This window comes from Methanocella sp. (assembly GCF_035506375.1).
Classification (GTDB): domain Archaea; phylum Halobacteriota; class Methanocellia; order Methanocellales; family Methanocellaceae; genus Methanocella.
The window spans coordinates 1-22507 of record NZ_DATJPM010000024.1; the positions used below are offsets into that span (position 1 = coordinate 1).

The window sequence follows — 22507 nt, forward strand, 5'->3', positions numbered from 1 at the left end:
GCACGGAGGGCACGGAGGACTTTTATTTCCTGAAGGGGGGGGGCTGACGCCGCGCGGAGCGCCCTTGCTTACCCCTCGGAGACCCCCTTGCTTAATAATATTATCAGGAAACCGTGTCGCTTATCAGGAAGCCGTGTCGCCGTGCATCCGCCGTGCCGATCATAAAAGAAGCGCCGTGTTCGCCGTGTCGCCGTGGTGAATAATTAACCGTGCCCTCCGTGGTGCCTCCGTGCCGCCGCGGTCATCCCTCGAGCCACGCGGGCATGATCTCGAGTGATTTGTTGAGCGACTCCATGCTCGAATCGACGAAAGCCTGCCCCTCGCTGAAGTACGTGAGGGCGCCGCTATCATCGCCCGCCGTGGCCGAGTCGATGGACATCAGGTATTTCGACGCCGCTGAATCCATGCCTGCAGCGGTGTCTTTCATGCCCTCGGCGAAGGCGCGCTCGCTGTCGTCCCCGGCGTATGATAACATGCTATCATAATGGTCTTCGGCCTGGGCGTACTCGTCTTCCGCCCTGTACATGTAAGCGGAAGCGTTCGTATAGTCATCCAGGTCCCAGAGGTAGGTGGCATTATTAAACAGGTCCCTTGCCGCGATATGGTGGCCGTACCCGAGGTGAAACTCGTTCAAATAAAGGTCCCGGGAAGCGTTCGCCGGAGGCGCCGTGCTCGTGCCCAGGCCGCCCGTACAGCCGGCCAGAAGCACGGACAGGAGGACGATGGAGGCCAGTAAAAGCGTAGTTCGCGCTCGCACAAGAAATGCTCGACGTATAGAATAAAATGCTTAACCCGCTAGACGGGCGGGCTGTTGCCCGCCGGCCGTCCGTTATGGCGTGCCCGCGGCAGCGCCAACAATGTTATAGGGTATCGCGCATAAATATAATCTGATGCAAGAAGCGAAAGGTATCAGGCTGGGCTTTTCGACGCTCTCTATTTTCATGCAGCCGCCCGAGTCGTGGGCCGGGACGGCGGTTAGGGACCACTTTAACGCCATCGAGATACTCTGCGAGGGCCCCATGTGGCCCCGCTTCGGGCTCTGGAAAGATAAACTCCCGGGCATGGGCAATAACGGCCTGGAAGTGTACATGCATGCGCCGACGGTCGACCTGAACCCGGCCAGCGTCAACCGGGGCATCCGGGAGGAGACGCTGCGGCAGCTTAACGAGACCGTCGAGATGGCGTCCAGCATCGGGGCGAGCCACGTCACGACACACCCGGGCGTCATTCACAAGCCCTTCCCCCGCATCTGGGAGATGTGCATGGAATATGCGCTGCAGGTACTGGGAGAGGCATCAGACTACGCCAAAAGCAGGGGTATCATTTTGTCCATCGAGAACATGCCTAACCGGCCTACTTACCTCTGCACCAGCGCCCCAGAGCTCGATAAGTTCAGGCGCAGGTGCGGCTGTGGGGTCACCATCGACCTGGGCCACGCCATAACCTGCCCGGACCCGGTATCATTCCTGAAACTGGAAGGCATCTCGTATCTCCACGTCAACGATAACAAGGGCGATAAGGACTCCCACCTCTGTCCAGGCGACGGTATCCTGGATTTAAATCTGCTAAAGATGCATGACCGCATGATCATCGAGCTGAACGACTACAAGAACGTAATTCGGGCCCGGGACATCATACTCCGCACGCTGGGATGACCACGGCGGCACGGAGGCACCACGGAGGGCACGGTTAATTATTCACCACGGCGACACGGCGAACACGGCGCTCCTTAAAAATTGATCCGGCGACACCACGGCGACACGGTTTCCTGATAATATTATTAAGCAGGGGGTCTCCGAGGGGTAAGCAAGAGCGCTCCGCGCGGCGTCAGCCCCCTTCAGGAAATAAAAGTCCTCCGTGCCCTCTGTGTCCTCCGTGGTGAATAATTAGCCGTGCCCTCCGTGGTGCGTCCGTGCCGCCGCGGTTTTTACAGGGGGCATGTCCGCCGCTTTTTACTTATTAGGTGCATGCATGAGAAAATATATGACTACGGACATTTAACATTGTTTAATACTCCAGGAAACCCTATGACCGAGGTAATCGTCCATGAGCCCGACCTGTGCACCGGCTGCCGGCAGTGCATGACGGCGTGTTCTTTTCGCAATTATAAGACCTACAATTACGATCTTTCCCTCTGCAAGGTCATCGACGGGCCGAACGGCACGTTCGTCCGGGTCTACTGCCAGCACTGCAGGGACCCAATGTGCAAGGCCGCCTGCCCCACGGGCGCCATTAGCAAGGACGAGGCCACCGGCTTCGTGACCATAGATAAGATGCTGTGTATAGGATGCAAGGCGTGCATGTGGGCATGCCCCATTTCCATACCGCAAATGCAAAGAGGCCTCAAGGCAATGGCTAAGTGCGACATGTGTGGCGGCGATCCCGAGTGCATCAAGGTGTGCTCGGCCAAAGCCATCAAGCTCGTCTCCCGCGAGGACGCCATGAAGATCGTGGAGAGGATCAGGAAATGAAGGAGCTATATCCCTGGAGACGTCCTGTAAAGATACCGCTGCCGTCCTCCGTAAAGCCACAGCTTATCCGGCACTTCTCCATCGGGCTGCTATATCCGGTGACCGACGAGCTTATCGAGGCCAGGAAGAAGGCCAACATCGACCCGATACCTCCCACGGCCCACCGGTACCACGAGGCGGTGGACGACATACAGAAGATCGTCCGGGCGATGGATATAGACAAGAAGATGGGTTTAGACTTGGACAAAATGGAGTACAAGTTCAATGATCGAGCAAACGGCCATTGAGGCCGGGAAACAGGCGGCGAAGCCGAAGTACGCGCACTTCCTGGGCTGCGTCATGCCCACTAAGATGCCCTGGGCCGAGTCGGCCATCATGAAGGTGCTGCCAAAGCTGGGCGTGGATGTCGAGTACCTCACCAGGTCCACCTGCTGCCCGAGGGCCGGCGTCTGGATATCGGTCGATAAGCGGGTCTGGCTCACTCTCGCATCCTATAATCTGCTTCAGGCGGAAGAGGCCGGAAGGGACGTCATGGTCTCCTGCAACGGGTGCTACGTCACGCTATACGAGGCTAATAAGGTCCTCCAGGAGGACCCGAAGGCGCTGGAGGAAGTCAACCACTATCTGGCATCCGCCGGCAAGCATTACGACGCGAACGTGCGTGTCCGCCACTTACTGGAGGTCCTGTACGAGGACGTGGGGATAGACCGCATAAAGAAAGAGGCGAGAAAGCTCCCCATCCGGGTCGCCATCCACCCGGGATGCCACATGCGCATCTTCCAGGACGGCCACCTGGTGAGGTACTTCACCGAGCTGAACGAGGCGCTCGTCGACGAGGTCGTGCCCTACGGCCTTGAGCGCATGTGCTGCGGCCTGCAGGCGAACCTGGCTGACCGGGAGTTTGCCACCTACGACCGGGCAAAGCGGAAGTTCGACGCGATCAAGGCGCAAAACGTGGACGCCCTGGTCCTGGTGTGCTCCGGGTGCTACGACCAGTTCGAGCGGGCCATAGCCGCACTAAAAAAGAAGGACGGGTACAACTTCGACGTGCCAGTCATCCATCTGGCGGAGCTACTGGCGATCTCGTACGGCCTGAAGCCGGACGATTTCGGCATGCGCTACATGCGGACTGCGCCGGTCGATAAGCTCATAGAAAAACTGGAGATCAAATAATAATGAAGCCATACTTCATCATCGCCATATTCATCCTGGTGGCCAGCGTGCTGGGCGCGCTATTTTTCGCCGACCGGAGCATGATCGTATTATTCTTATTCGCAGAGCTAGCCTCGCTAGTCTCGTTCTACGTCTTCTTCTCGGTCATTATCCCCTCGCTGTTCCCGGAGTACCGGAACGTGGACGAGAACTTTAACTGCGGCGCTGACGAGATATACCTGAACTCGAAAGAGATGTACGGGCCCAAGACGCCGTTCGGGGGGATGAAGGATAAGTAAGCTGCCCGTAAGCATCGTGGAGATCAGGCCTGAAGAGGTCTCCGACAGAGTTAGCGGCCTTCTCGAAAAAGGGGCCAGGATGATATACGCCTCCGGCGTGGACATGGGCGTCCAGGGCATCAAGGTAGACTACTACTTCTGCTTCGACCGGGCGACTCCCAGCCAGCATACCATCCTGAGGACGTACCTGGACCGGGAGAATCCGGTGGTGAAGTCGGTCACGCCCATCACCGATCAGGCGGACTGGTCGGAGAGAGAGCTGATCGAATTCTTAGGAGTAAAGGTCCAGGGCCACCCGAACCCGACGCATCTATGGCTACCTCTGAACTGGGACGACATGTACCTCGGGGGACAGCCGGAGGGCGATCACGAGACCGAGCGCATCAATGCTGCGCCCCCGGCCACGACGCCCCGGGAGAACATCGTGACCCTGCCGGTCACGTCCATCCCGTACGGCCCCTATCACCCGGCGTTCATCGAGAGCAACTTCCTGAAGATGTCCGTGGAGGACGAGGTCGTCAGGAAGGCGGACCTGAAGCTGGGCTTCAACCATCGCAGCGTCATCAAGCTGATGGAACGGCGGGACTATTACAAGGACATTTTCCTCGCCGAGCGCATCTGCGGCTTCTGCAACGCCCATCACGCCCTGACTTTCGCCCATGCGGTTGAAGGGATCACCTCTATCGAGGCCCCGAAAAAGGCGCGGCTCGCGAGGACATTATTATGCGAGATGGAGCGTATCCAGAGCCACCTGCTGGCTGTCGGACTGATCGGCGACCTGACGGGCTTTCGCACCATGCTGATGCACTCGCTCCGCGTGAGGGAGGAGATGCAGGACAGCCTGGAGGTCGTGTCCGGCCAGAGGGTCACCCATGGGCTCATCACGCTGGGCGGCATCCGCAGGGACATCACGCCCACTCAGGCCGATTTCATACTGAATAAGCTAAAGATCATGAAAAAGTCGGTGCCCGAATTCTTCGACCAGGCGCTATCGAACGACGTGCTCATCGACAGGCTCAAGAACGTCGGCGTGCTCTCGCTCGAGAACGGCGTAAAGCTCGGCGCCGTCGGCCCGACAGCCAGGGGCAGCGGGCTTCGGATCGACGTGCGTAAGAATTCGCCCTACGATGCCTACGAGGACGTCGACTGGGACATCGTCACCGAGAACGGCTGCGACAGCCTGGCGAGGATGAAGGTCAAGATGCGGGAAGTGCTCATGTCCATGCACATCGCCGAGCAGTGCCTAGAAAAAATAAAGGTTGCGCCACAGGAGCTGGCCATGAAGGTGACCGAGCTCCCCTGCGGTGAGGCCATCGCCAGGAGCGAGCCTCCCCGGGGCGAGCTGCTCTATCACGTGGCGTCCAACGGCACGAACACGCCGGACTTCGTCCGCATCCGCGTGCCGACGTTCCTTACCGCCCACATCATGCTCCGGCTCATCCAGGGCGGCTGGGTGGGCGACGTGCCCGCCATCATCGGGAGCATCGACCCTTGCTTCTCCTGCACCGACCGGGTCACCATCGTAAAGAATAACCGGAAGAGCGTCGTCGACATGAGAGCGCTGGGAGGCAGGCAGTGATCGATCCGGCCTGGCTCAACCCTCTCATCGCCTTCGCCGTGGGCATAGTGCTGTCCTTCAACCTGAGAAAGGTCTTTGCCCGCGTCCAGTCGCGCCGGGGCCCCCTGCTATGGATGCCTGCCGCATGGCAGGATATTAATCATTCCAAGCTCCTGCAGCCGTTATACGATATCGTCAAGCTGTTCTCGAAACAGACCCTCATTCCGCATACGTCCACCGCGCTTTTCATCTGGGGCCCGGTCCTCGCCTTAATATGCGCTCTCAGCGTCACGCTCTTCGTTCCAGTGGCCGGGAACGCGTTCGACTACAGCTTCAGCCTCGTCGTTATCTTCTATCTGCTGATCTTCGTCACGCTATTCGTCATCATGGGCGGCATATCGAGCGCGTCGCTCTTTGCGGCCATGGGGGGCGTACGGGAGGTTGAGCTGATGCTGGCCAACGAGATACCCTTCATCCTGGGCACCTTTGCCCTCGCCATCACCTATAATACTCTGTCCGTCAGGGATATGATGGGGTTTAACCTGCTGGTTAACCCGCTGGCGGCCATCGCCGTTTTCATCGCCATCCTCGTGAAGCTGCACGTCAAGCCGTTCGACATCCCCGAGGCGGAGTCGGAGATCGTCGGCGGGCTGACCACCGAGTACAGCGGCAAGCTGCTCGGCGTCCTGGAAACCGTCAAGCTCGTAATGCTATTCACGCTGTCCGCCATGTTCGTTGACCTGTTTCTGTGGGTGCCGTCGGCCGGGCTCATGTCCTGGGCCATTTTCATCCTGGCCATCCTGCTGGTGAGCGGGGCAATCGGACTCACGAACGCCCTGTTCGCCCGCTTCCGGATCGACCAGGCCACGAAGTGGCTCTTCAAGGTATCGACGCTGATCTCGCTGCTGGCCATCGGATGGGCGTTCGTCGGGCCATACGTCCTGTCGTATGTCGGAGGGGTCATATGAGCGTGGCAGGGAAGCTGAAAGCCTTCGGCGAGCTGGCCATGAACTTTTTCCAGAAGCCCGTGACCGTCAGGGAGGGCTACGGCTTTACCGCGGACAATTTCCGCTGGCTCCCCCGCCGGAATGCGGACCTGTGCACGGGCTGCGGTGCCTGTAACGAGCGCTGCTCCAGCGGCGCCACGAGCCTCACCGACGCGAACGGCGTGCGGACCGTCTCCATCGACGGCTTACGCTGTATCTTCTGCGGCCGGTGCGCCGACGTGTGCCCCGAGAAGGCCCTGGAGCTGACCCTCGAGCCGAAGAAGGACGGCGAGTCGGACACGCAGCGCGTCAGCCTCTCCCGGGGCTCCGAGGAGCCGAGGCCGACCGTGGACACGCAGCTAAAACTCCAGAAGTGCCGCATCTGCGGCGAGTACATGCCCGCCACGGAAAAGTATCTGGCCGTGGTGAAGGAAAGGACGCTGAAGAACCTGAAGCCGGAGACCGCCGCCATTATCGAAAAAGATATGGAGAAGTACCTGACCGTATGCGTGAACTGCCGGCGGAAGTACAGCCTGGAGTGGGACACGCACCCGAGGAAGTTCATATGAGCGGACCGATCAAGAAATCGCCCTGGATATACCACGCGCACGCCGGCGGCTGCGTCGGCTGCGATATCGAGCTTTTAGCGTGCATGGGGCCTCGCTACGACCTGGAGAGGCTCGGCATCAAGTGGGTAGCCTCGCCAAGGTACGCCGATATTCTTCTTGTTACCGGCCCCGTGCCTCTGCACACGAAGCCTTTCCTGGAGAGGGTTTATGCCCAGACGCCCGAGCCAAAAAGAGTCATCGCCATGGGTGCCTGCGGCACGTCCTGCGGCGTGTTCATCGACGACGAGAACTATTCAATAGCCGGCCCCGTCGAGAAGATCATCCCGGTGGACGTGAAGATCCCCGGTTGCCCCCCGAAGCCCGAGGCCATCATCGATGGCATACTTAAAGTGATGAGAAAGTTTTAGCGCGCCCGCTTCGTGCGCCCGCGCGGCCAATAAATTTTTAATTCCCTAAATTGTACAGCGGAAAGGCTGTTCCGGCGGGCGCGAGTATACGTCCGGCATAAGCCATATTATTATAATAAATGCGCAATCAAAAATATATATTCTAAATATTGTTAATTTTTTAAATCGATAAACTTTTCGGGGATAAGTACACTTTAAGCAAATAAATATTTGTTTTATATCATATTTAAATGGTGATTATATATCTAAATTTTTTATAACTTATATTCATATATTTAAAAATAAGCCTCATGGCATCCTTTTTATGGTAATAACCTTCTCTTAATTTGTCTGCTTGATCTTTTAAAGACCATGATATCCTTTATAAACTCTTTTTTAAAACATTAAAATTGAGTATATAATTTGGAGATATTAATTATGATAAGCTGGGAAATACCTATAGGAGCTGCCATTGCATTCAGCGCCGGAGCGATCGCCACTGGAATAGCACAGATGAGGATAGGCGCGGCTGGTGCCGGGACGATAGCCGAGCGTCCCGAGGCGACGGGGTCCATCATCATACTTGAGGCCATACCGGAAACGATGGTCATCCTTGGCTTCGTCGTAGCGGCGGTCATTCTCTTTGTGATAAAGTGACGGGCGACCGAACCCGTAGGGATTGAGATCTGCATGGTCGACTACGAGAACCTGATGAAGTCCATGGACGCCAGCGCCGAGGAAAAGATAGCCGAGCTGATGGAAAAGTCTGCCCGTACTGCATCCGAGATCAGGAATAGGGCGCGGGTTAAGGCTGAAGAGATAAAAAGGCTGCACATGGATAGCGCCGTAAAGGCTGTAGCGCTCGAAAGAAACAAGCTTACATATCTGGCCAACAATGAGGCGAGAAAGCAGATCTCAGGCATACGGCACGGACACTATAACGAGGCGTTCAATCAAGCGAAAGAGCGGCTCGAGTCCTTCAGAGACAGCCCCGATTATGCGGATAGTCTCCGTAAAATGGCAGAGGAGGCCTTCGAGACGCTGGGTGAGAACGAGGCGGTCCTGCACGTGGATGAGAGGGACAAAGGCCTGTGTACGAAGATAGCGGAAGGCCTTGCCGGACGCTGTGAGGTAGTCGCGGACATTCACTGTACCGGAGGCCTGAACGTGAGCAGCCTGGACGGGAAGGTCGTCATATATAATACGGTGGAGTCCCGGCTGGAGAAGGCAAGGCGTCACATGAGGCTGGAGATATTTTCGATACTCTATGGTAGAAAGGAGTGACCTGCAATGGACTATGGATATGCGAACGCCAGGATCCGGGGCATGAAAAGCCGGCTGCTCACCCACGGCGCCCTGGATGACCTTATCATGAAGCCAGACATGGACTCGCTTATCCTCGAGCTTGAAAAGACCCCGTATAAGGATGAGATACAGGAGGCCGGCACGAAATATTCGGGCGTTTACCATGTGGAGTACGCGCTCAGGAAGAACTTTACCAATACTTTTAAAAAAATACTCGGCTTCGTTGAGGATACGCCTGCCGAACAATACATAAGGATCTTCTTACGCCGCTGGGACGTCCAGAATATCAAGACGATCCTCAGGGGAAAAAGCATCCACACGACCGCTGACGAAATCGTCGACTGCCTCCTGCCGGTCGGGGACCTGGATGACGTGACCCTGGGCGAATTAATAAAGCAGTCGGACATGAAGGCAGTCATAGACCTGATGGCCACACTGAAGATCGAGTACGTTAAGCCGCTGATGCGGCATTTCCACGAATATTCCGGCGAGAACGGATTTATGATATTCGAAAGTGCCCTGGATAAATATTATTATGATAACGCCCTGGCCTGGTCGCGGGGGCGTTCGTATGACGAGCAGTTCATACGGAAAATGCTCCAGGCGGAGATCGACGTGGTCAATCTTAAGACCATCCTCCGGATGGCCAGGGATAAGGCCGAGCCGGCGGAGGCGAAGATCCTCCTGATCGAAGGGGGCGCCCGGCTGCGCATGGAGGATATGGTCCCCCTGCTCGAGGCCAAAAGCGTGAGCAGCGTGCTGGACCGGCTTAAGAATACCCAGTATAATGTTGCCGAGGGCATCCCCGAGGAGCATCTGCGAAAGGAGAAGATATCGGGCATTGAAAAGCAGCTGGACCGGCTGATCATCATGAAGGGCCTGAACGCCTTTAACGGGGACCCCCTGAGCATCGCTATTGCCATCGGCTATTTCTGGGCAAAGTATAATGAGGTCACGAACATCCGCGTCATTGCCCGCTGCAAGACCGCTGACATACCTGAAGAAAGGCTAAGGGAGGAGCTGTTCTATGTTTAAGTTCGTGGTCGTGACTGACCGTGATACGGCGTCCGGGTTCCGGCTTGCCGGCGTGGATGCGTTCGAGGCCTCAGGGCCGGAAGACGCGCGGAATATCATAAATTTCCTGTCGCAAAAGGACGACACTGGTATCATCGCGGTCAACGAGGAGTACCTCTCGGTACTGGACGTGAAGCTGAGGGAAAAGCTGGAGAAGCTTTCCCGGCCGATCATCATACCTATGCCGTCCAGGTCAAAAGCCCTGGACAGGAAAAGCTACATCGAGCGGCTGCTGCGAAAGGCGATCGGCTACAACGTAGTCATGAGGAGATAATTATGCTTGTTGGCTCTATATCAAAGATCTCGGGGCCGGTCATCGTGGCGCGAAACCTGGCCGGCTCGAAAATGTACGATATGGTCTCTGTCGGCGACGAGGAGCTCCGCGGCGAGATCATCCGGCTCGACGGCGACGAGGCGGTCGTACAGCTCTACGAGGACAGCACCGGCCTGACGGTCGGTGACCGGGTATCCAACAGCGAAATGCCGCTGAGCATCGAACTGGGGCCGGGCCTGATATCATCCATCTATGACGGGATCCAGAGGCCGCTGCCCATGCTCTATGTTAAAAGCGGCGACTTCATCTCGAGGGGCATATCCGTCCCTGGCCTGGACAGGCAAAAGAAATGGGAGTTTAAGGCCGCGGCGAAGGCGGGCGATACTGTGGCCGCCGGCGACGTCATCGGCACGGTGCAAGAGTTCCACATAGAGCACCGGGTCATGGTGCCGCCGGGAGTATCCGGCACGATCAAGGAAATAAGGAGCGGCTACTTCACTGTCGAGGATACGGTGTGCACGATGGGAGACGGCAGGGAAATAAAGCTCATCCAGCGCTGGCCTGTACGCAAGGGGCGGCCCTATAAGAAAAAACTGGACTCAAGCCTGCCGCTGATCACCGGCCAGCGCGTCTTCGACCTCATGTTCCCGGTGACCAAGGGCGGCACGGCCATGATACCGGGGGGCTTCGGCACTGGAAAGACCGTGTCGGAACAGACACTGGCCAAGTGGTCGGACGCCCGGATCATCGTATACATAGGCTGCGGCGAGCGCGGCAACGAGATGACCGACGTGCTCACCGAATTCCCCGAGCTCGTGGACCCCCGGACAAAGCTGCCGCTGATCCAGCGGACCATCATGATCGCCAACACGTCCAATATGCCCGTGGCGGCCCGGGAGGCCTCCATCTATACTGGCATAACGATGGCGGAATACTTCCGGGACATGGGATACGACGTGGCGCTGATGGCGGACTCGACATCACGGTGGGGTGAGGCGCTGCGGGAGGTATCGGGCAGGCTCGAGGAGATGCCGGGAGAGGAAGGCTACCCCGCGTATCTGCCGGCCCGGCTGGCGGCTTTCTACGAGAGGGCAGGCCGGACCATGTGCCTTGGCTCGGACAGCCGCATAGGCTCGGTCACCGTGGTCGGTGCGGTCTCTCCGCCCGGCGGCGACTTCTCGGAGCCCATCACCCAGAACACCCTGCGCATCGTGGGCACGTTCTGGGCGCTGGACACCAGCCTGGCGTACCGGCGGCACTTCCCGTCGGTGAACTGGATCAAGAGCTACTCGCTTTATCTTGATGCGGTCCAGGACTGGTACCGGAACAGCGTGTCCCCAGAGTGGCGGGACCTACGGAACAAGACCATGTACCTGCTCCAGAAAGAGGTCGAGCTCCAGGAGATCGTCCAGCTCGTGGGCCCCGACGCCCTGCCCGAGGGCGAGAAGGCCATCCTCGAGGTGACGCGCATGTTACGGGAGGACTTCCTGCAGCAGAGCGCGTACAGCGACACAGACTCGTTTTGCCCCCTTGAGAAGCAGTTCTGGATGCTCAAGGCCATCATCTCATTCCACGAGCATGCGGCCCGGGCCATCGACCGGGGCGTCTCTCTCAAGCAGATTATGGGGCTGCCACTGAAATCGGAGATCGGCAGGATGAAGGATCTACAGGACGTGGCGAAGATCAAGGGGATCATACAGGACGTCGAAAAGAACATAAGCGCCCTGGAGGTTGAAAAATGAATGGAATCAGCCTTGCGACGAAGGAATGTGAGACCGTCAGCTACGTCTCCGGCCCGCTGATCTTCGTACAGAACGTCAAAGGAGTATCCTACGGAGAGATCGTCGATATCACGCTCCCCGGCGGCGAGCGAAGGACCGGCCAGGTGCTCGAAGTCTCGGAGAACCTCGCGGTAATCCAGGTATACGAGGGCACGAGCTGGATCGATAATAAAAAGACACGTGTCACGTTCACCGGCGAGCCCGCGCGCATCGACGTGTCCAGGGACATGCTGGGACGAGTTTTCAACGGCGTCGGAAAGCCGAGGGATGAAGGCCCGGACATTATACCGGAGGCAAGCCTTGACATTTCGGGCATGGCCATTAACCCGTTCGCCAGGGATAAGCCCTCAGACTTTATCCAGACAGGCATTTCGGCCATCGACGGCCTGAACACGCTGGTCAGGGGCCAGAAGCTCCCCATATTCACCGGCTCCGGCCTGCCCGCGAGCAAGCTGGCGGCCCAGATCGCCAGGCAGGCCAAAGTACTAGGAGAGGGGGAGAACTTCGCCGTCATCTTCGTAGCTATGGGCATTACCTATAAGGAGGCGTCCTTCTTCTCCCGGGATTTCGAGCGGACGGGGGCCCTCGAGCGGGTCATCTTCTTCATGAACCTGGCGGACGACCCCACCATCGAGCGCATTGCTACCCCCAGGTGCGCGCTGACGGTGGCAGAGCATCTGGCTTTTAAGCACGATCTCCACGTGCTGGTCATATTGACTGACATGATCAACTACTGCGAGGCGCTGAGAGAGATCTCCACCGCGAGAGAGGAGGTGCCGGGAAGGCGCGGATACCCCGGCTACATGTACACCGACCTGGCGTCCATATACGAGAGGGCGGGCCGGATCAAGGGCAGGAGAGGCTCGATAACGCAGGTGCCGATCCTGACCATGCCCGACGACGACATCACCCATCCTGTTCCCGACCTGACGGGATATATCACAGAGGGCCAGATCGTATTGAGCCGTGACCTCTTCCGGCGCGGCTCAGACCCGCCCATCGATTCCCTGCCCTGCCTGTCCCGGCTCATGAACCTCGGCATCGGGGCCGGAAAGACACGGGAGGATCACAGGAACGTGGCCGACCAGCTCTACGCGTCCTATGCCTATGGGCGAGACCTGAGGAGGCTGGTCGCCATAGTGGGCGAGGAGGCGCTCACGGATCTGGACAAGGTCTACCTGAAGTTCGCCGACGACTTCGAGAGGCGCTTCATCTCGCAGGGCGACGAAGACCGCAGCATAGAGAGGACATTCGATATAGCCTGGGACCTGCTATCCTCCCTGCCCATGGACGAGCTGAAAAGGATTAAGGTCGACTTCATCAAGAAGTATCACCCCATGTATCGGAGGGGTTAGCATGGAGCAGGTCAACCCGACCCGGATGGAGCTTATCAAGAAGAACGCCCAGATCAAGATGGCCGAGCAGGGCAGGGACCTCCTGCGCCAGAAGATGGACGCCCTGATCAGAGAATTCTTCCAGATCGCGGAGTCCTTCTCCCAGTCCAGGACTGAGCTGGAGGCTACTGCGGATGCCGCCCAGTATGCTTTGCTGATGGCAGAGGCCGTGGACGACTCGATCGCGCTGAGGTCCGCCTCGTTCGCTACCCGGAAGGGCCTCTCGCTGGAGATCCGGGGCAAGAACATCATGGGCGTGCCCGTGCCGGTCATCGAGAAGAAGAGCGTCTCGAAGACAGTGCTGGAGAGAGGCTATGGCATCGTGGGCACAAGCGGCCGCATCGACGAGGCGGCCGAAAAGTTCGAGGCCGAGGTCGACATCCTTCTGGACCTGGCCGAGAAGGAGACGGCCATGAGGCGGCTCGGCTCAGAGATACAGATGAGCCGCCGGAGGGTGAATGCCCTGGAACAGGTACTCATACCAGACCTCAAGAAGCAGGCAAGGTACATCCGCATCACCATCGAGGAGCGGGAGCGCGAGGACCTGTTCCGGCTGAAGAAGGTTAAAAAGATCCTGGAGCGTAAAAAGAAGCTCTCGACAAGGTAAGTTCATTAAGTCCGTTCTACATGCCCGAATGGCTTATATGGCATGCCTCCTCCCTCGTAGAATTTTGAGAAGAACTCGACCATGTGCAGCCGCAGCGAATGGATGGACGGGCTGAACATGGCCATCACGAGGTTCAGGGAGTGCAACAGTACGGCCACTACAAGCCCTAACAATACGACCCCGAGGGTTCCGCCCATCCTGTTGGCCACGATGGCCAGGACGACGGAGGCCATGCCGATGGCCATCAGCCGGGCGTAGGACAGGATGTTGCCGACTGCGCTCATCAGCTCGATGGCGCCAAGCACGCCGCCTCCGAGGATGAGGAGCGCGATGCCGACGGCCATAAGGCCGAAACCCGCATACAGTAACAGGCCCGGCAGTATGCCGGCGGCGGTCCCCAGCATAACTATCAACGATAGTATCGCCAGGAACATGCCCACTTTTTCATACAGGTGTTTCTTGCTCCTGATGGTAATGGCGTTGGCCATGCCGATAAAGAGGCCCAGGAAGACGTGCAGGATGCCGATGGCTATAACGAACAGCAGCATGGGTATGACCGCATCCATCCGGTTCCACACGACCCCGCCGATACTCATCGGGTGCAGCCAGCCCATCGATTCACCCAGGTCGCCGAAGAACTCCCCGAAGACGAAGCCAAAGATGATCGCCGGGATTGACGATATGATGAGCACGCTCGCGATGTCACTTAACCATGTGACCCTGGGGAACTTCATCTTCACGACTGCGGCCAGGGCCATGATGACGATCCCGTAGCCGATATCGCCCACCATGAGGCCGAAGAACAGCGGGAAAAATATGGCCATCAGGGGGCTCGGGTCGACCTCCATATACTTCGGAAGCCTGACCAGCTGCATGAAAAATTCGAAGGGCTTTACGAACCAGGGATTATCATAGAAGACCGGCGCATTTTCCAGGTCCTTGCCGGTCAGCTCAAGCTCTTCGAGCACGACCCTGCCACCGAAATCCTTTGTAAGCTTCTCCTTCGCCTGCTCCAGATATTTTAAGGGCATCCACCCCATGATCACGAACGCATGGTCCGACTCGCCGAACTTGCCGAAGGTGTCGACCTCCTCGCCAATATCCTCGATGGCCGGGCGAAGCACCGAAAGCTCCACATACCATTCGGCGGAGAGCTTTTCCAGCGTTTTATTGATGGAAGCGATCTCCTCGATAGACTGCCGCCTCTTCTCGTCGATCATAAGGAGCATATCCGAGAACTTTTTACCGGTATACTCCGGAGGCAGGCGCACCTCGTTCACGTTCGCCGAGAAAAAGAGCGAGTGCACGGGGTCCGAGAATTTTTTATTGAACACCGTGATGACCGCGATGGACTCCTTATCCACGTCCGTGTGGATGAATTCGAACTGGTCGCCCGTGATCTGCTTGATCTCCTCCCTGAGGAGAGCGAGGACCGCCTCGAACTCCTTCTGGATGATAAGAACGCTCACCTCATATCCTTCCAGGACCGGCAGCTCTGGCTCAATATGCTGGATATGATCGATGACCTTTTCATATCGGTTGAGCGCGGTGATCGTATACTCCAGATCGCTCTTCTTCAAGGCCAGGTCTTTCGACGTCCACTCGAGTTCCGCGATGACCTGTTCCGCCCTTGCCAGGATATCTTTTTGTGACTTCGACTCAAGGCTTTTAGCTATCCGTGTCCTATTCTCGGGGTCCTGTGTGGCGGGCAGCGTGAAAAAAATACTATCTATCTTAACAAGAATGCTCGCGATGTCGGCACCTTTATCGGGCTCGACCTTTTTAATGCCAGGCGTAAGCGCGGAGACGTCTTCCAGGTGTAGCGTGCCCATATGGTATAAAGCATCTACCACGGGTCGAAAATCCCTTTTCACGCCCACGACCTGAATACGCCTCATCTTCTGGAGCATGGCATCCACCTTATCGCATCGTTACCTCTCGTACGATCCTATCCACGGCGGCGGGCATGTTCCGGTTCGCCGTCGCGTTGACCACCTGGATCTCCCTGGAGGCCGAGAGCCTGATGGCATCCACAGCTGCGTCGATCTTGGCCTTCTCGCCGTTAAAGTATGCCAGGGCGGCGGTCCTGCCATCCTCGTCCCCCTTATTCATGATCTCGGCGCATTCCTTTTTCGCGTCAGAAATCAGCCTGTCCGCATCCCCGGACGCCCGATCCAGCCGCGTGTTGATCGCCAGCTCTTTTTCCTTGACCTGCTGCAGCAATGTTTTATTTTCCATGATATTACCCTCCTATAGTCCGTACTGTTTCTTGACATTGGACATCAGCCCAAAGTCGGAGCCGGGCTTTCTTGGTTTTTTGCCGATGCCTTGCGTGGCTTCCAGTATTCGCTTTCGGCACCTTTCCACCGCTTCGTTACGAAGGTCTGTTATGACACTGGAAATGTCTTCAGCCATAGTCTGGACTCTAAACGTTTTCATCTTTTTAAGCGAAAAAATGGATTAAAGCTATGAATTTGATATCTTAATATTTATTTATTTAATTTTTGATATGATATAATTTGCGCTATTCTTTTTGGCCATAGTTTAAGCTTAATAAATTTAATTAACAATGTTTTTATTTTATATAATATATAATTAGCACTTTCCCGCCAGAATGGAAGGTATTAATAATTTTAAATGGTCGTGAAGCTATAGAAAGCTATATTATGTCATAATAAAAATTTATGTTTGTATTATAACTATTTTTTTTATTTCAAATCGAAAGAACACGGGCCTAGTCCGGACTATATCTCCGAAAGACCAGAGTAACAGGCGCCGTGTTTTTATAACCGTAGGATCGGTGTATAAAGGCATGATTAAGCGGGAAAAAATGCTGGACCAGGACCTGATAAAGGACCCGGATAAATTACTAAACAAGGATATCTTAAAAAAGCTGAGCCAGTATCGGATAATGAATGACGAATACAGGCTTAAGATGGGAAAATACCATGCGGAGGGGCGCGAGGGCGTGCCTTACTGCATGCTCATCATAAAAAAGCTGCTCGGTAAGGAAGAGCAGGTAAACCTGGAGATGGAGCTCCGCATGATCGACCCGTCCCTCTGCGTGATCTTCAAGAAGTAAAGCCCGGAAATGCTCGCATAGAACCTGTTCGTCAGCCCGATAAAATGGCCTCACCTGTCATTACGTGGAGGTATATATTTCCTGCAACGGAAGTTATAGCACTATAATGATAAAATACGAAACGTTTATATTCTAGCACCCTTTTATTGAAAAAGCTCATCCCCGTGGACGTGAAGATACCCGGCTGCCGCCGAATCCCGAGGCCATCATCGAAGGCATTTAAAAAGAAATGAGAAAATTCTAATTTTCATTTTTACCCAGGATCATATGCGTATTTTTCTGAAAATAATTTTACAGGAGATACTTGGATAGCTTGGAAATATAGGAATAGGCATTATAGGCCTATCCCGCGTATCTTTATCCTCGTCGATCAGATGCACGTTAATAAGATCCGGGGATCGACGGGTTAGCCAACCCGTAGCCCGACCCATAGACGCCAGTGCCCGGAATACCATAACAGTAGGGTCCGGGAACGCCTAAGCCATAGCCCGGAGTTCCATAGCCATAAGGTCCGGCTGCGTCACAGGTAGTATCCACCGGGACCGGGGCGAGGACGGGGTCTGCGACGGGGACGGGAACAGGCACCGGGTACCCGGAATCACAGCCATAATAGTCGAGGTCACAGCCGCCCCAGCCTAAACCCCAGCCGCCCCAGCCTAAACCATTGCCGCCCCAGCCACCACAGCCTAAACCATTGCCGCCCCAGCCACCACAGCCTAAACCACTGCCGGAGCCCCAGCCTAAACCATTATGGCCGAGCCTGCGGCCACCATAGCCACCATGGCCGATACCACCATAACCAATATTATTGTGGCCGACACTATGGCCGAGCCCGCGGCCACCATGGCCCATGCCCATACTATGGCCCATGCCCATACTATGGCCCATGCCCATACTGTGGCCCATGCCACCATGGCCCATGCCTCCGCCTCCGCGGGCGTCTGCAGGTTGCGCCATTGCGAAAATAGCCAGCGCAAGTAGAACTAATATAGTTACTTTCTTGAAGTTCATTCCAATCACCCCTATTCCTGAGAGAATCCTGAATGGACGTAAAATGATTATAGAATAAAAAGCGGGAATTCAACCAGTCAATGGCGAATAAATGGTAAATGCAATAACCTGCTGCTTATTCTCGACAAGGCCTTTTTCATTTACCCGCGCGAATTGAAACTGCCCGCATCTCATTTTAATAATACGAAACGTTTATATGCTAGCACCCTTTTATTGACATCGCAGTTTCAGACGTGGGACGAAGACTCCCGCCGGGATGTGGCTCCAGAACGGGGCTGAACCGTGAAACACCAATGGAGATACGAAACTCAATGGCAAAATCGATGTATCACTACATAGGCGAGGCGTGGAAAAGCCCGGACAAGTCCTATGTGGGCAAGCTATTCTGGGAACGCTTACAGGTATGGCGCCGTGAGCCCGCCGTCGTCAGGCTCGACCGGCCGACCAGGCTGGACAGGGCACGCGAGGGCGGCTACAAGGCCAAGCAGGGCATCATCGTGGTCAGGTCGCATGTCAGGAGAGGCGGCAGCCGCAAGTCCCGGTACGTTCGGGGAAGAAAATCCAAACACATGGGCCTCAGGACGCTGACCCGGCGGAAGAGCATCCAGAGGATCGCCGAGGAAAGGGCGTCCAAGAAGTTCAGGAACATGGAAGTCATGAACTCCTACTGGGTAGGCGAGGACGGCCGCTACAAGTGGTACGAAGTCATCCTCATCGATCCCCACCACCCGTCAGTCCTGGCGGACAAGGACCTCAAGTGGATCGCCGGCCCGCAGCACCGCGGCCGGGCCGAGAGGGGCCTGACCAGCGCGGGCGTGAAGGGCAGAGGCATGCGCAGGAAGGGCATGGGCACGGAGAAGAATTACCCCTCCATCGGCAGCCACGAGAGACGGGGTAAATGATCCATTATATCCTTTTTAGGACACAATCACATGTAACCGAGGACGTCGCGCGGGTCAGACAGGCCCTCGCGAACGTTCTTCCACCCGAAACCTCCATCGAGGAAGAAGAGACAAAAGGCTATTTTGATAATCCCATCATCATTCTTAGCGCCCGTCTCGAGAAGAAGGCGGCCCGCCAGTATCTGGATTTTTTAACTTCTAAGCTCCCCGAGGCCGACCTGAAGGGGCTCGTCAAAGAAATACCGGAGCGCGTGACAGGGAATTGCGACTTATTCTTTAAGCTTTCCAAACAGGACGCGTACCTGGGCGATATCCGGACTTCGTATGCCGAGGACTCCATCGCCATCCGTGCCAGGGTCGAGTCGTACCCGGCCAAAAAGGAAATTTGCGTGAATAAGCTCGAGGAATACTTCAATGGCCGATGAAGCGTATTACGACCTTTCCGTCCACGCCTATCCCGAGGGCGGCAGCACGGCATCCCGGCTGGCCATGTCCGCAAAAAGCCTGGGCTATGCAGGCATCTGCGTGGCCAACCACCCCGAGTTTTTTCATGAAGTGAGCCCATCCGAAGGCGCCGGGATCATCCAGGGCGTGGAGGTCGTCGCGAAGAACGCTAATGATCTGCGCCGGCAGGTCGACCGGTTCCGCAGCCTTGTTAAGGTGCTGGCTGTGCATGGCGGCGACCCGGGCATAAACCGTGCCGCGTGCGAGGACGAGCGCGTGGACATCCTGCTCCACCCGCCAGACGGCAAGACCAGCGGCATAAACCACATCTTAGCGAAGCTGGCGGCCGATAAGCATGTGGCGATAGGCTTCGAGCTGTTACCGGTCATCTGCAGCAAGGGCGGCTCCCGAGTACGGACGCTGTCCGGCTATAAGACCAACCTGGCGCTGGCGAAAAAGTACGGGGCTCCCTTCGTCGTGGTTTCCGGCGCCATGTCCCTCTACGATATGCGGGACGTGCGCGCGGCGATATCGCTGTGCGGGCTCTTCGGCATGGGTGAAAAGGACGCCGCTAAAGGCCTGTCGTACTATCCTTCGGAGATACTGAAAAGGCGCTCTCCCGGCTATATCATGGAAGGCGTCGAGCTCGTCGATTAGGCCTTAATCCAGCCTTTTTCGACCCAGCACTCGTAATTGTGCTTCCAGTTATCCTTATTGCGCCGGAGGGTCATGGCGAAGTGCTCTTTCCAGTCCCTGTGAGCGGCGGCCTGGTCCGGGTAGGCCCTCTTTTCCTTTATGGCTCTGGCCAGTTCTTTTCCCGATTCACGGGACTTTTTTATTCCGGACTCGAAGGCCGCCGGCCCCTGGCCCATACCGCAGCCTACGCTTCCGACTGCCAGCCCGCCCGTGGCATTGATAAAGTGGTTCATGATGCCCAGGACGAAGTCGTTGTTCCCCGAGCCGGACGTCGTTATGGACAGGCCGTACTTGCCATCCAGAAGCTGCTCGTGGATGAAGTTGGCGCTGCGGTCGAAGAACACCTTGAGCTGGGCGGTGATGTTGTCGATATAGTTGGGGCTTGAAAGGATGATGCCGTCCGCCTCCAGTATTTTTTTCTTGAGGGCGTTGTAGTCGTCCTTCTGGTGGCACGTGCCGTCCCGGTAGCAGGTCACGCAACCCTTACAAAAGTTAATCTTCAGGCGGGTGATGTCGATGAGCTCCGTCTCGGCGCCGGCCTCGCGGGCGCCTTCCAGCGCCGCCTCGACGAGCTTGAGCGTATTGCTGTTCTTTCTCTTCGGGCTCGATTGTATCGCGATGATCTTCATGGCTTTTTCTCTCCAGTCTGATGGTAGTATTTCTGATGATTGACTGGAATATATTTTTCGTAACTTTTATAGGGTTATAAGTGACACGACTTAGTCATGCTATTCGACGTGAAGACGATCTCGGCTCTCCAGAAGCTGGGGCTGACGCTATACGGCGCTAAGGTATACACGGCACTCGTGTCCACGGGGCCGACGAACGCGACCGCACTGGCGCGAGAGGCCGAGGTGCCCCGGACGAAGATCTACGAGACCCTGAAGCGGCTGGAGGAGGAAAAGTGGGTCATCGTCGAAAAAGGGAGGCCGAGTATCTACACGCCCGCCTATCCGCGGGAGATCATGGAGGACAGGAAATCGGCGTTGTACTCCGAGATCGACCGGGTCGCGGACGGGCTGGCCATGGCCTACGACCGGCAGATGGAGGAGGAGAACCCGAAAGTATGGCTCATCCAGGGCATGGATAATATCATCGTGAGGACTACCGAGATGATCGGCCGGGCCAAGCATGATGTCAAGCTCCTGGGCAGCCTCTACTCTCCCCGGGAGATGGAGCCCCTTAAAAAGCAGATAGCAGCGGCGAGGCAACGAGGCGTCGAGGTCCGCATCATCTCCCGCCCGAAAAACCGGTCGTCGGAGGGCGAAGTGCACATCATCAAGTCGCTCCTGGCCGTCACGCCTGACGTAAAGAAGTCGAATTCCCCGTACATTAAGAACGTCATCGTCGACGACCGGGAACTGCTCATCATGTATTCCAGGGTCGTGGACGGCGTGACGGATGTGAACAACGTGGTCGCGATCTGGGTCTCCAACGCATCCGTGGCGTCCTATATGGCGAGCAACTTCAACGTGATATGGAACGCAAAAAAGCCCATCGGCAACGGGCACTAATGCCGAAGTGTCTGCTATAACCCTGTAAAAGTTACAAAAAGTATATTTCGGCTATAAGCCTAACGTAATATATTCCAATAACGGAGACGCAAGATGACATATATGATCGAGGCCCGGAACCTGACAAGGAAGTTCGGCAATCTCACGGCCGTAGACGACATCAGCTTTCAGGTGGAAAAAGGCGAGGTATTCGGCCTGCTGGGGCCGAACGGCGCCGGCAAGAGCACCACCATATCCATACTTTGCACTATTCTGAAGCCGACCTGGGGGACTGCCCTGGTCAACGGCTTCGACGTCGTGAAAAACTCCTCCCAGGTCAGGAAGTCCATAGGCATCGTGTTCCAGGACCCGAGCATCGATGACAAGCTCACCGGCCGGGAGAACATGGTGATGCACGGGGACCTGTACGGGGTCCCGCGCAGCCAGATGAAGAGCCGCATCGACGAGGTCCTGAAGCTCGTCGAGCTGGAGGACCGGGCGGACAGCTACATGAGCACCTATTCGGGGGGCATGCGCCGGAGACTGGAGATCGCCCGCAGCCTCATCCACTATCCGAAAGTGCTCTTTTTAGACGAGCCCACCATCGGCCTGGATCCGCAGAGCCGGGACCATATCTGGTCGTACATCCGGGAGCTCATTAAAAATGAGGACATCACCGTCATCCTGACGACCCACTACATGGAGGAGGCGGACAAGCTGTGCAACCGCATCGCCATAGTTGATCACGGCAAGATCGTCGCCATGGACACGCCTAAAAAATTAAAGGACGACCTTGGCGGCGAGACCATCACCGTGAAGACGCGGAAGAACGAGCTGTTCCTGGAAAAGATCAACGAGGCGAAGATCGCCAAGGCGGCGTCAATCGTGAACGACGAGGTCAAGATGACCGTCGACGGCGCTGCCTCTCTGCTGCCGGCCGTCATCAACATCGCGGCCCAGAACGGCGTATTCGTCGAGTCCATCTCGGTCCAGGAGCCGCAGCTCGACGACGTGTTCATGCAC

The 22507-nt window shown here is 56.5% G+C and carries 27 protein-coding genes; 22 read left to right on the top strand and 5 right to left on the bottom strand.

Translation table 11 applies throughout. The annotated features are described in order from the left end of the window. Positions 1-241: 241 nt before the first annotated feature. Positions 242-757 carry a hypothetical protein gene (locus VMC84_RS02790; RefSeq protein WP_325377918.1) on the bottom strand — a complete coding sequence of 172 codons (516 nt, stop codon included), beginning with the start codon at positions 755-757 and terminating at the stop codon, positions 242-244. Positions 758-890: 133 nt separating this feature from the next. Between VMC84_RS02790 and VMC84_RS02795 the strand changes: the two genes are divergently transcribed. The 16 genes from VMC84_RS02795 (at position 891) to VMC84_RS02870 (ending at position 13856) form a co-directional block, all read left to right on the top strand. Continuing rightward, positions 891-1655: a sugar phosphate isomerase/epimerase family protein gene (locus tag VMC84_RS02795; RefSeq protein ID WP_325377920.1), complete on the top strand. Its 765-nt coding sequence runs from the start codon at positions 891-893 to the stop codon at positions 1653-1655. 372 nt (positions 1656-2027) lie between these two features. Next, positions 2028-2471, top strand: a complete 444-nt coding sequence (locus VMC84_RS02800) for a 4Fe-4S dicluster domain-containing protein (RefSeq protein ID WP_325377922.1) — start codon at positions 2028-2030, stop codon at positions 2469-2471. Then, on the top strand, positions 2468-2758 hold the full coding sequence (locus tag VMC84_RS02805) for a hdrC-like protein (RefSeq protein ID WP_325377924.1): 291 nt from the start codon (positions 2468-2470) through the stop codon (positions 2756-2758). Before VMC84_RS02800 ends, VMC84_RS02805 begins: the two co-directional genes overlap by 4 nt. After that, complete coding sequence (locus tag VMC84_RS02810; protein WP_325377926.1) at positions 2736-3644, top strand: CoB--CoM heterodisulfide reductase iron-sulfur subunit B family protein; 909 nt, start codon at positions 2736-2738, stop codon at positions 3642-3644. The genes VMC84_RS02805 and VMC84_RS02810 overlap by 23 nt, the downstream gene beginning before the upstream one ends. Before the next feature lie 2 nt (positions 3645-3646). Further along, entirely contained in the window at positions 3647-3922 is a 276-nt protein-coding gene (locus tag VMC84_RS02815) for a hypothetical protein (RefSeq protein WP_325377928.1), read from the top strand. Between the two features lie 16 nt (positions 3923-3938). Continuing rightward, positions 3939-5501, top strand: coding sequence for an NADH-quinone oxidoreductase subunit C (locus VMC84_RS02820; protein WP_325377930.1), 1563 nt, complete (start codon positions 3939-3941; stop codon positions 5499-5501). Next, positions 5498-6448, top strand: a complete 951-nt coding sequence (locus VMC84_RS02825; protein ID WP_325377932.1) for a complex I subunit 1 family protein — start codon at positions 5498-5500, stop codon at positions 6446-6448. The genes VMC84_RS02820 and VMC84_RS02825 overlap by 4 nt, the downstream gene beginning before the upstream one ends. Next, positions 6445-7035, top strand: a complete 591-nt coding sequence (locus VMC84_RS02830) for a 4Fe-4S dicluster domain-containing protein (protein ID WP_325377934.1) — start codon at positions 6445-6447, stop codon at positions 7033-7035. The genes VMC84_RS02825 and VMC84_RS02830 overlap by 4 nt, the downstream gene beginning before the upstream one ends. Next, positions 7032-7442 (top strand): NADH-quinone oxidoreductase subunit NuoB, encoded by a 411-nt coding sequence (locus VMC84_RS02835; RefSeq protein WP_325377936.1) that lies wholly within the window; start codon positions 7032-7034, stop codon positions 7440-7442. Before VMC84_RS02830 ends, VMC84_RS02835 begins: the two co-directional genes overlap by 4 nt. Positions 7443-7859: 417 nt before the next feature. Beyond that, on the top strand, positions 7860-8078 hold the full coding sequence (locus tag VMC84_RS02840; protein WP_325377938.1) for an ATPase: 219 nt from the start codon (positions 7860-7862) through the stop codon (positions 8076-8078). 33 nt (positions 8079-8111) lie between these two features. Beyond that, positions 8112-8705, top strand: a complete 594-nt coding sequence (locus tag VMC84_RS02845) for a V-type ATP synthase subunit E (RefSeq protein WP_325377940.1) — start codon at positions 8112-8114, stop codon at positions 8703-8705. Between the two features lie 6 nt (positions 8706-8711). Next, entirely contained in the window at positions 8712-9761 is a 1050-nt protein-coding gene (locus VMC84_RS02850; RefSeq protein ID WP_325377942.1) for a V-type ATPase subunit, read from the top strand. Continuing rightward, entirely contained in the window at positions 9754-10074 is a 321-nt protein-coding gene (locus VMC84_RS02855; RefSeq protein ID WP_325377944.1) for a V-type ATP synthase subunit F, read from the top strand. Before VMC84_RS02850 ends, VMC84_RS02855 begins: the two co-directional genes overlap by 8 nt. A gap of 2 nt (positions 10075-10076) precedes the next feature. Further along, a complete protein-coding gene (locus VMC84_RS02860; RefSeq protein WP_325377946.1) occupies positions 10077-11816 on the top strand; it encodes a V-type ATP synthase subunit A in 1740 nt (579 codons plus the stop codon). After that, positions 11813-13210, top strand: coding sequence for a V-type ATP synthase subunit B (locus tag VMC84_RS02865; protein ID WP_325377948.1), 1398 nt, complete (start codon positions 11813-11815; stop codon positions 13208-13210). The genes VMC84_RS02860 and VMC84_RS02865 overlap by 4 nt, the downstream gene beginning before the upstream one ends. 1 nt (position 13211) lies before the next feature. After that, a complete protein-coding gene (locus VMC84_RS02870) occupies positions 13212-13856 on the top strand; it encodes a V-type ATP synthase subunit D (RefSeq protein WP_325377950.1) in 645 nt (214 codons plus the stop codon). Positions 13857-13861: 5 nt separating this feature from the next. Here the strand turns inward: VMC84_RS02870 and VMC84_RS02875 are convergent, their stop codons facing one another. Further along, positions 13862-15766, bottom strand: coding sequence for a V-type ATP synthase subunit I (locus VMC84_RS02875; protein WP_325377952.1), 1905 nt, complete (start codon positions 15764-15766; stop codon positions 13862-13864). Between the two features lie 10 nt (positions 15767-15776). Then, positions 15777-16094 carry a V-type ATPase subunit subunit G family protein gene (locus VMC84_RS02880; protein WP_325377954.1) on the bottom strand — a complete coding sequence of 106 codons (318 nt, stop codon included), beginning with the start codon at positions 16092-16094 and terminating at the stop codon, positions 15777-15779. A 574-nt stretch (positions 16095-16668) separates the two neighbouring features. Here VMC84_RS02880 and VMC84_RS02885 point away from each other — a divergent pair. Then, entirely contained in the window at positions 16669-16938 is a 270-nt protein-coding gene (locus tag VMC84_RS02885; protein WP_325377956.1) for a hypothetical protein, read from the top strand. Between the two features lie 381 nt (positions 16939-17319). Here the strand turns inward: VMC84_RS02885 and VMC84_RS02890 are convergent, their stop codons facing one another. Beyond that, the gene (locus VMC84_RS02890; protein WP_325377958.1) at positions 17320-17895 is read right to left on the bottom strand and encodes a hypothetical protein; all 576 of its coding nucleotides are present in this window, start codon (positions 17893-17895) and stop codon (positions 17320-17322) included. Positions 17896-18260: 365 nt separating this feature from the next. On the opposite strand from VMC84_RS02890, the gene VMC84_RS02895 reads away from it, so the two are divergent. The 3 genes from VMC84_RS02895 to rnp3 are packed head-to-tail and all read left to right on the top strand — an operon-like array spanning position 18261 to position 19952. Continuing rightward, complete coding sequence (locus tag VMC84_RS02895; protein ID WP_325377960.1) at positions 18261-18851, top strand: 50S ribosomal protein L15e; 591 nt, start codon at positions 18261-18263, stop codon at positions 18849-18851. Beyond that, on the top strand, positions 18848-19276 hold the full coding sequence (locus VMC84_RS02900; protein WP_325377962.1) for an RNA-binding domain-containing protein: 429 nt from the start codon (positions 18848-18850) through the stop codon (positions 19274-19276). The genes VMC84_RS02895 and VMC84_RS02900 overlap by 4 nt, the downstream gene beginning before the upstream one ends. Then, positions 19266-19952: a ribonuclease P protein component 3 gene (gene rnp3 / locus VMC84_RS02905; protein WP_325377964.1), complete on the top strand. Its 687-nt coding sequence runs from the start codon at positions 19266-19268 to the stop codon at positions 19950-19952. The genes VMC84_RS02900 and rnp3 overlap by 11 nt, the downstream gene beginning before the upstream one ends. Here the strand turns inward: rnp3 and VMC84_RS02910 are convergent. Beyond that, on the bottom strand, positions 19949-20620 hold the full coding sequence (locus VMC84_RS02910; RefSeq protein ID WP_325377966.1) for a flavodoxin family protein: 672 nt from the start codon (positions 20618-20620) through the stop codon (positions 19949-19951). The genes rnp3 and VMC84_RS02910 overlap by 4 nt on opposite strands. 96 nt (positions 20621-20716) lie before the next feature. On the opposite strand from VMC84_RS02910, the gene VMC84_RS02915 reads away from it, so the two are divergent. Beyond that, positions 20717-21505: a TrmB family transcriptional regulator gene (locus VMC84_RS02915; RefSeq protein WP_325377968.1), complete on the top strand. Its 789-nt coding sequence runs from the start codon at positions 20717-20719 to the stop codon at positions 21503-21505. A 93-nt stretch (positions 21506-21598) separates the two neighbouring features. Further along, positions 21599-22507, top strand: a 909-nt coding sequence (locus tag VMC84_RS02920) for an ATP-binding cassette domain-containing protein (RefSeq protein ID WP_325377970.1), incomplete at its 3' end; no start/stop codon positions are given.

Coding starts and splice junctions, on each gene's coding strand:
- VMC84_RS02795 (WP_325377920.1), top strand. CDS start 891: ATGCAAGAAGCGAAAGGTATCAGGCTGGGCTTTTCGACGCTCTCTATT.
- VMC84_RS02800 (WP_325377922.1), top strand. CDS start 2,028: ATGACCGAGGTAATCGTCCATGAGCCCGACCTGTGCACCGGCTGCCGG.
- VMC84_RS02805 (WP_325377924.1), top strand. CDS start 2,468: ATGAAGGAGCTATATCCCTGGAGACGTCCTGTAAAGATACCGCTGCCG.
- VMC84_RS02810 (WP_325377926.1), top strand. CDS start 2,736: ATGATCGAGCAAACGGCCATTGAGGCCGGGAAACAGGCGGCGAAGCCG.
- VMC84_RS02815 (WP_325377928.1), top strand. CDS start 3,647: ATGAAGCCATACTTCATCATCGCCATATTCATCCTGGTGGCCAGCGTG.
- VMC84_RS02830 (WP_325377934.1), top strand. CDS start 6,445: ATGAGCGTGGCAGGGAAGCTGAAAGCCTTCGGCGAGCTGGCCATGAAC.
- VMC84_RS02835 (WP_325377936.1), top strand. CDS start 7,032: ATGAGCGGACCGATCAAGAAATCGCCCTGGATATACCACGCGCACGCC.
- VMC84_RS02840 (WP_325377938.1), top strand. CDS start 7,860: ATGATAAGCTGGGAAATACCTATAGGAGCTGCCATTGCATTCAGCGCC.
- VMC84_RS02845 (WP_325377940.1), top strand. CDS start 8,112: ATGGTCGACTACGAGAACCTGATGAAGTCCATGGACGCCAGCGCCGAG.
- VMC84_RS02850 (WP_325377942.1), top strand. CDS start 8,712: ATGGACTATGGATATGCGAACGCCAGGATCCGGGGCATGAAAAGCCGG.
- VMC84_RS02855 (WP_325377944.1), top strand. CDS start 9,754: ATGTTTAAGTTCGTGGTCGTGACTGACCGTGATACGGCGTCCGGGTTC.
- VMC84_RS02860 (WP_325377946.1), top strand. CDS start 10,077: ATGCTTGTTGGCTCTATATCAAAGATCTCGGGGCCGGTCATCGTGGCG.
- VMC84_RS02865 (WP_325377948.1), top strand. CDS start 11,813: ATGAATGGAATCAGCCTTGCGACGAAGGAATGTGAGACCGTCAGCTAC.
- VMC84_RS02870 (WP_325377950.1), top strand. CDS start 13,212: ATGGAGCAGGTCAACCCGACCCGGATGGAGCTTATCAAGAAGAACGCC.
- VMC84_RS02875 (WP_325377952.1), bottom strand. CDS start 15,766: ATGCTCCAGAAGATGAGGCGTATTCAGGTCGTGGGCGTGAAAAGGGAT.
- VMC84_RS02880 (WP_325377954.1), bottom strand. CDS start 16,094: ATGGAAAATAAAACATTGCTGCAGCAGGTCAAGGAAAAAGAGCTGGCG.
- VMC84_RS02885 (WP_325377956.1), top strand. CDS start 16,669: ATGATTAAGCGGGAAAAAATGCTGGACCAGGACCTGATAAAGGACCCG.
- VMC84_RS02890 (WP_325377958.1), bottom strand. CDS start 17,895: ATGGCGCAACCTGCAGACGCCCGCGGAGGCGGAGGCATGGGCCATGGT.
- VMC84_RS02895 (WP_325377960.1), top strand. CDS start 18,261: ATGGCAAAATCGATGTATCACTACATAGGCGAGGCGTGGAAAAGCCCG.
- VMC84_RS02900 (WP_325377962.1), top strand. CDS start 18,848: ATGATCCATTATATCCTTTTTAGGACACAATCACATGTAACCGAGGAC.
- rnp3 (WP_325377964.1), top strand. CDS start 19,266: ATGGCCGATGAAGCGTATTACGACCTTTCCGTCCACGCCTATCCCGAG.
- VMC84_RS02910 (WP_325377966.1), bottom strand. CDS start 20,620: ATGAAGATCATCGCGATACAATCGAGCCCGAAGAGAAAGAACAGCAAT.
- VMC84_RS02915 (WP_325377968.1), top strand. CDS start 20,717: ATGCTATTCGACGTGAAGACGATCTCGGCTCTCCAGAAGCTGGGGCTG.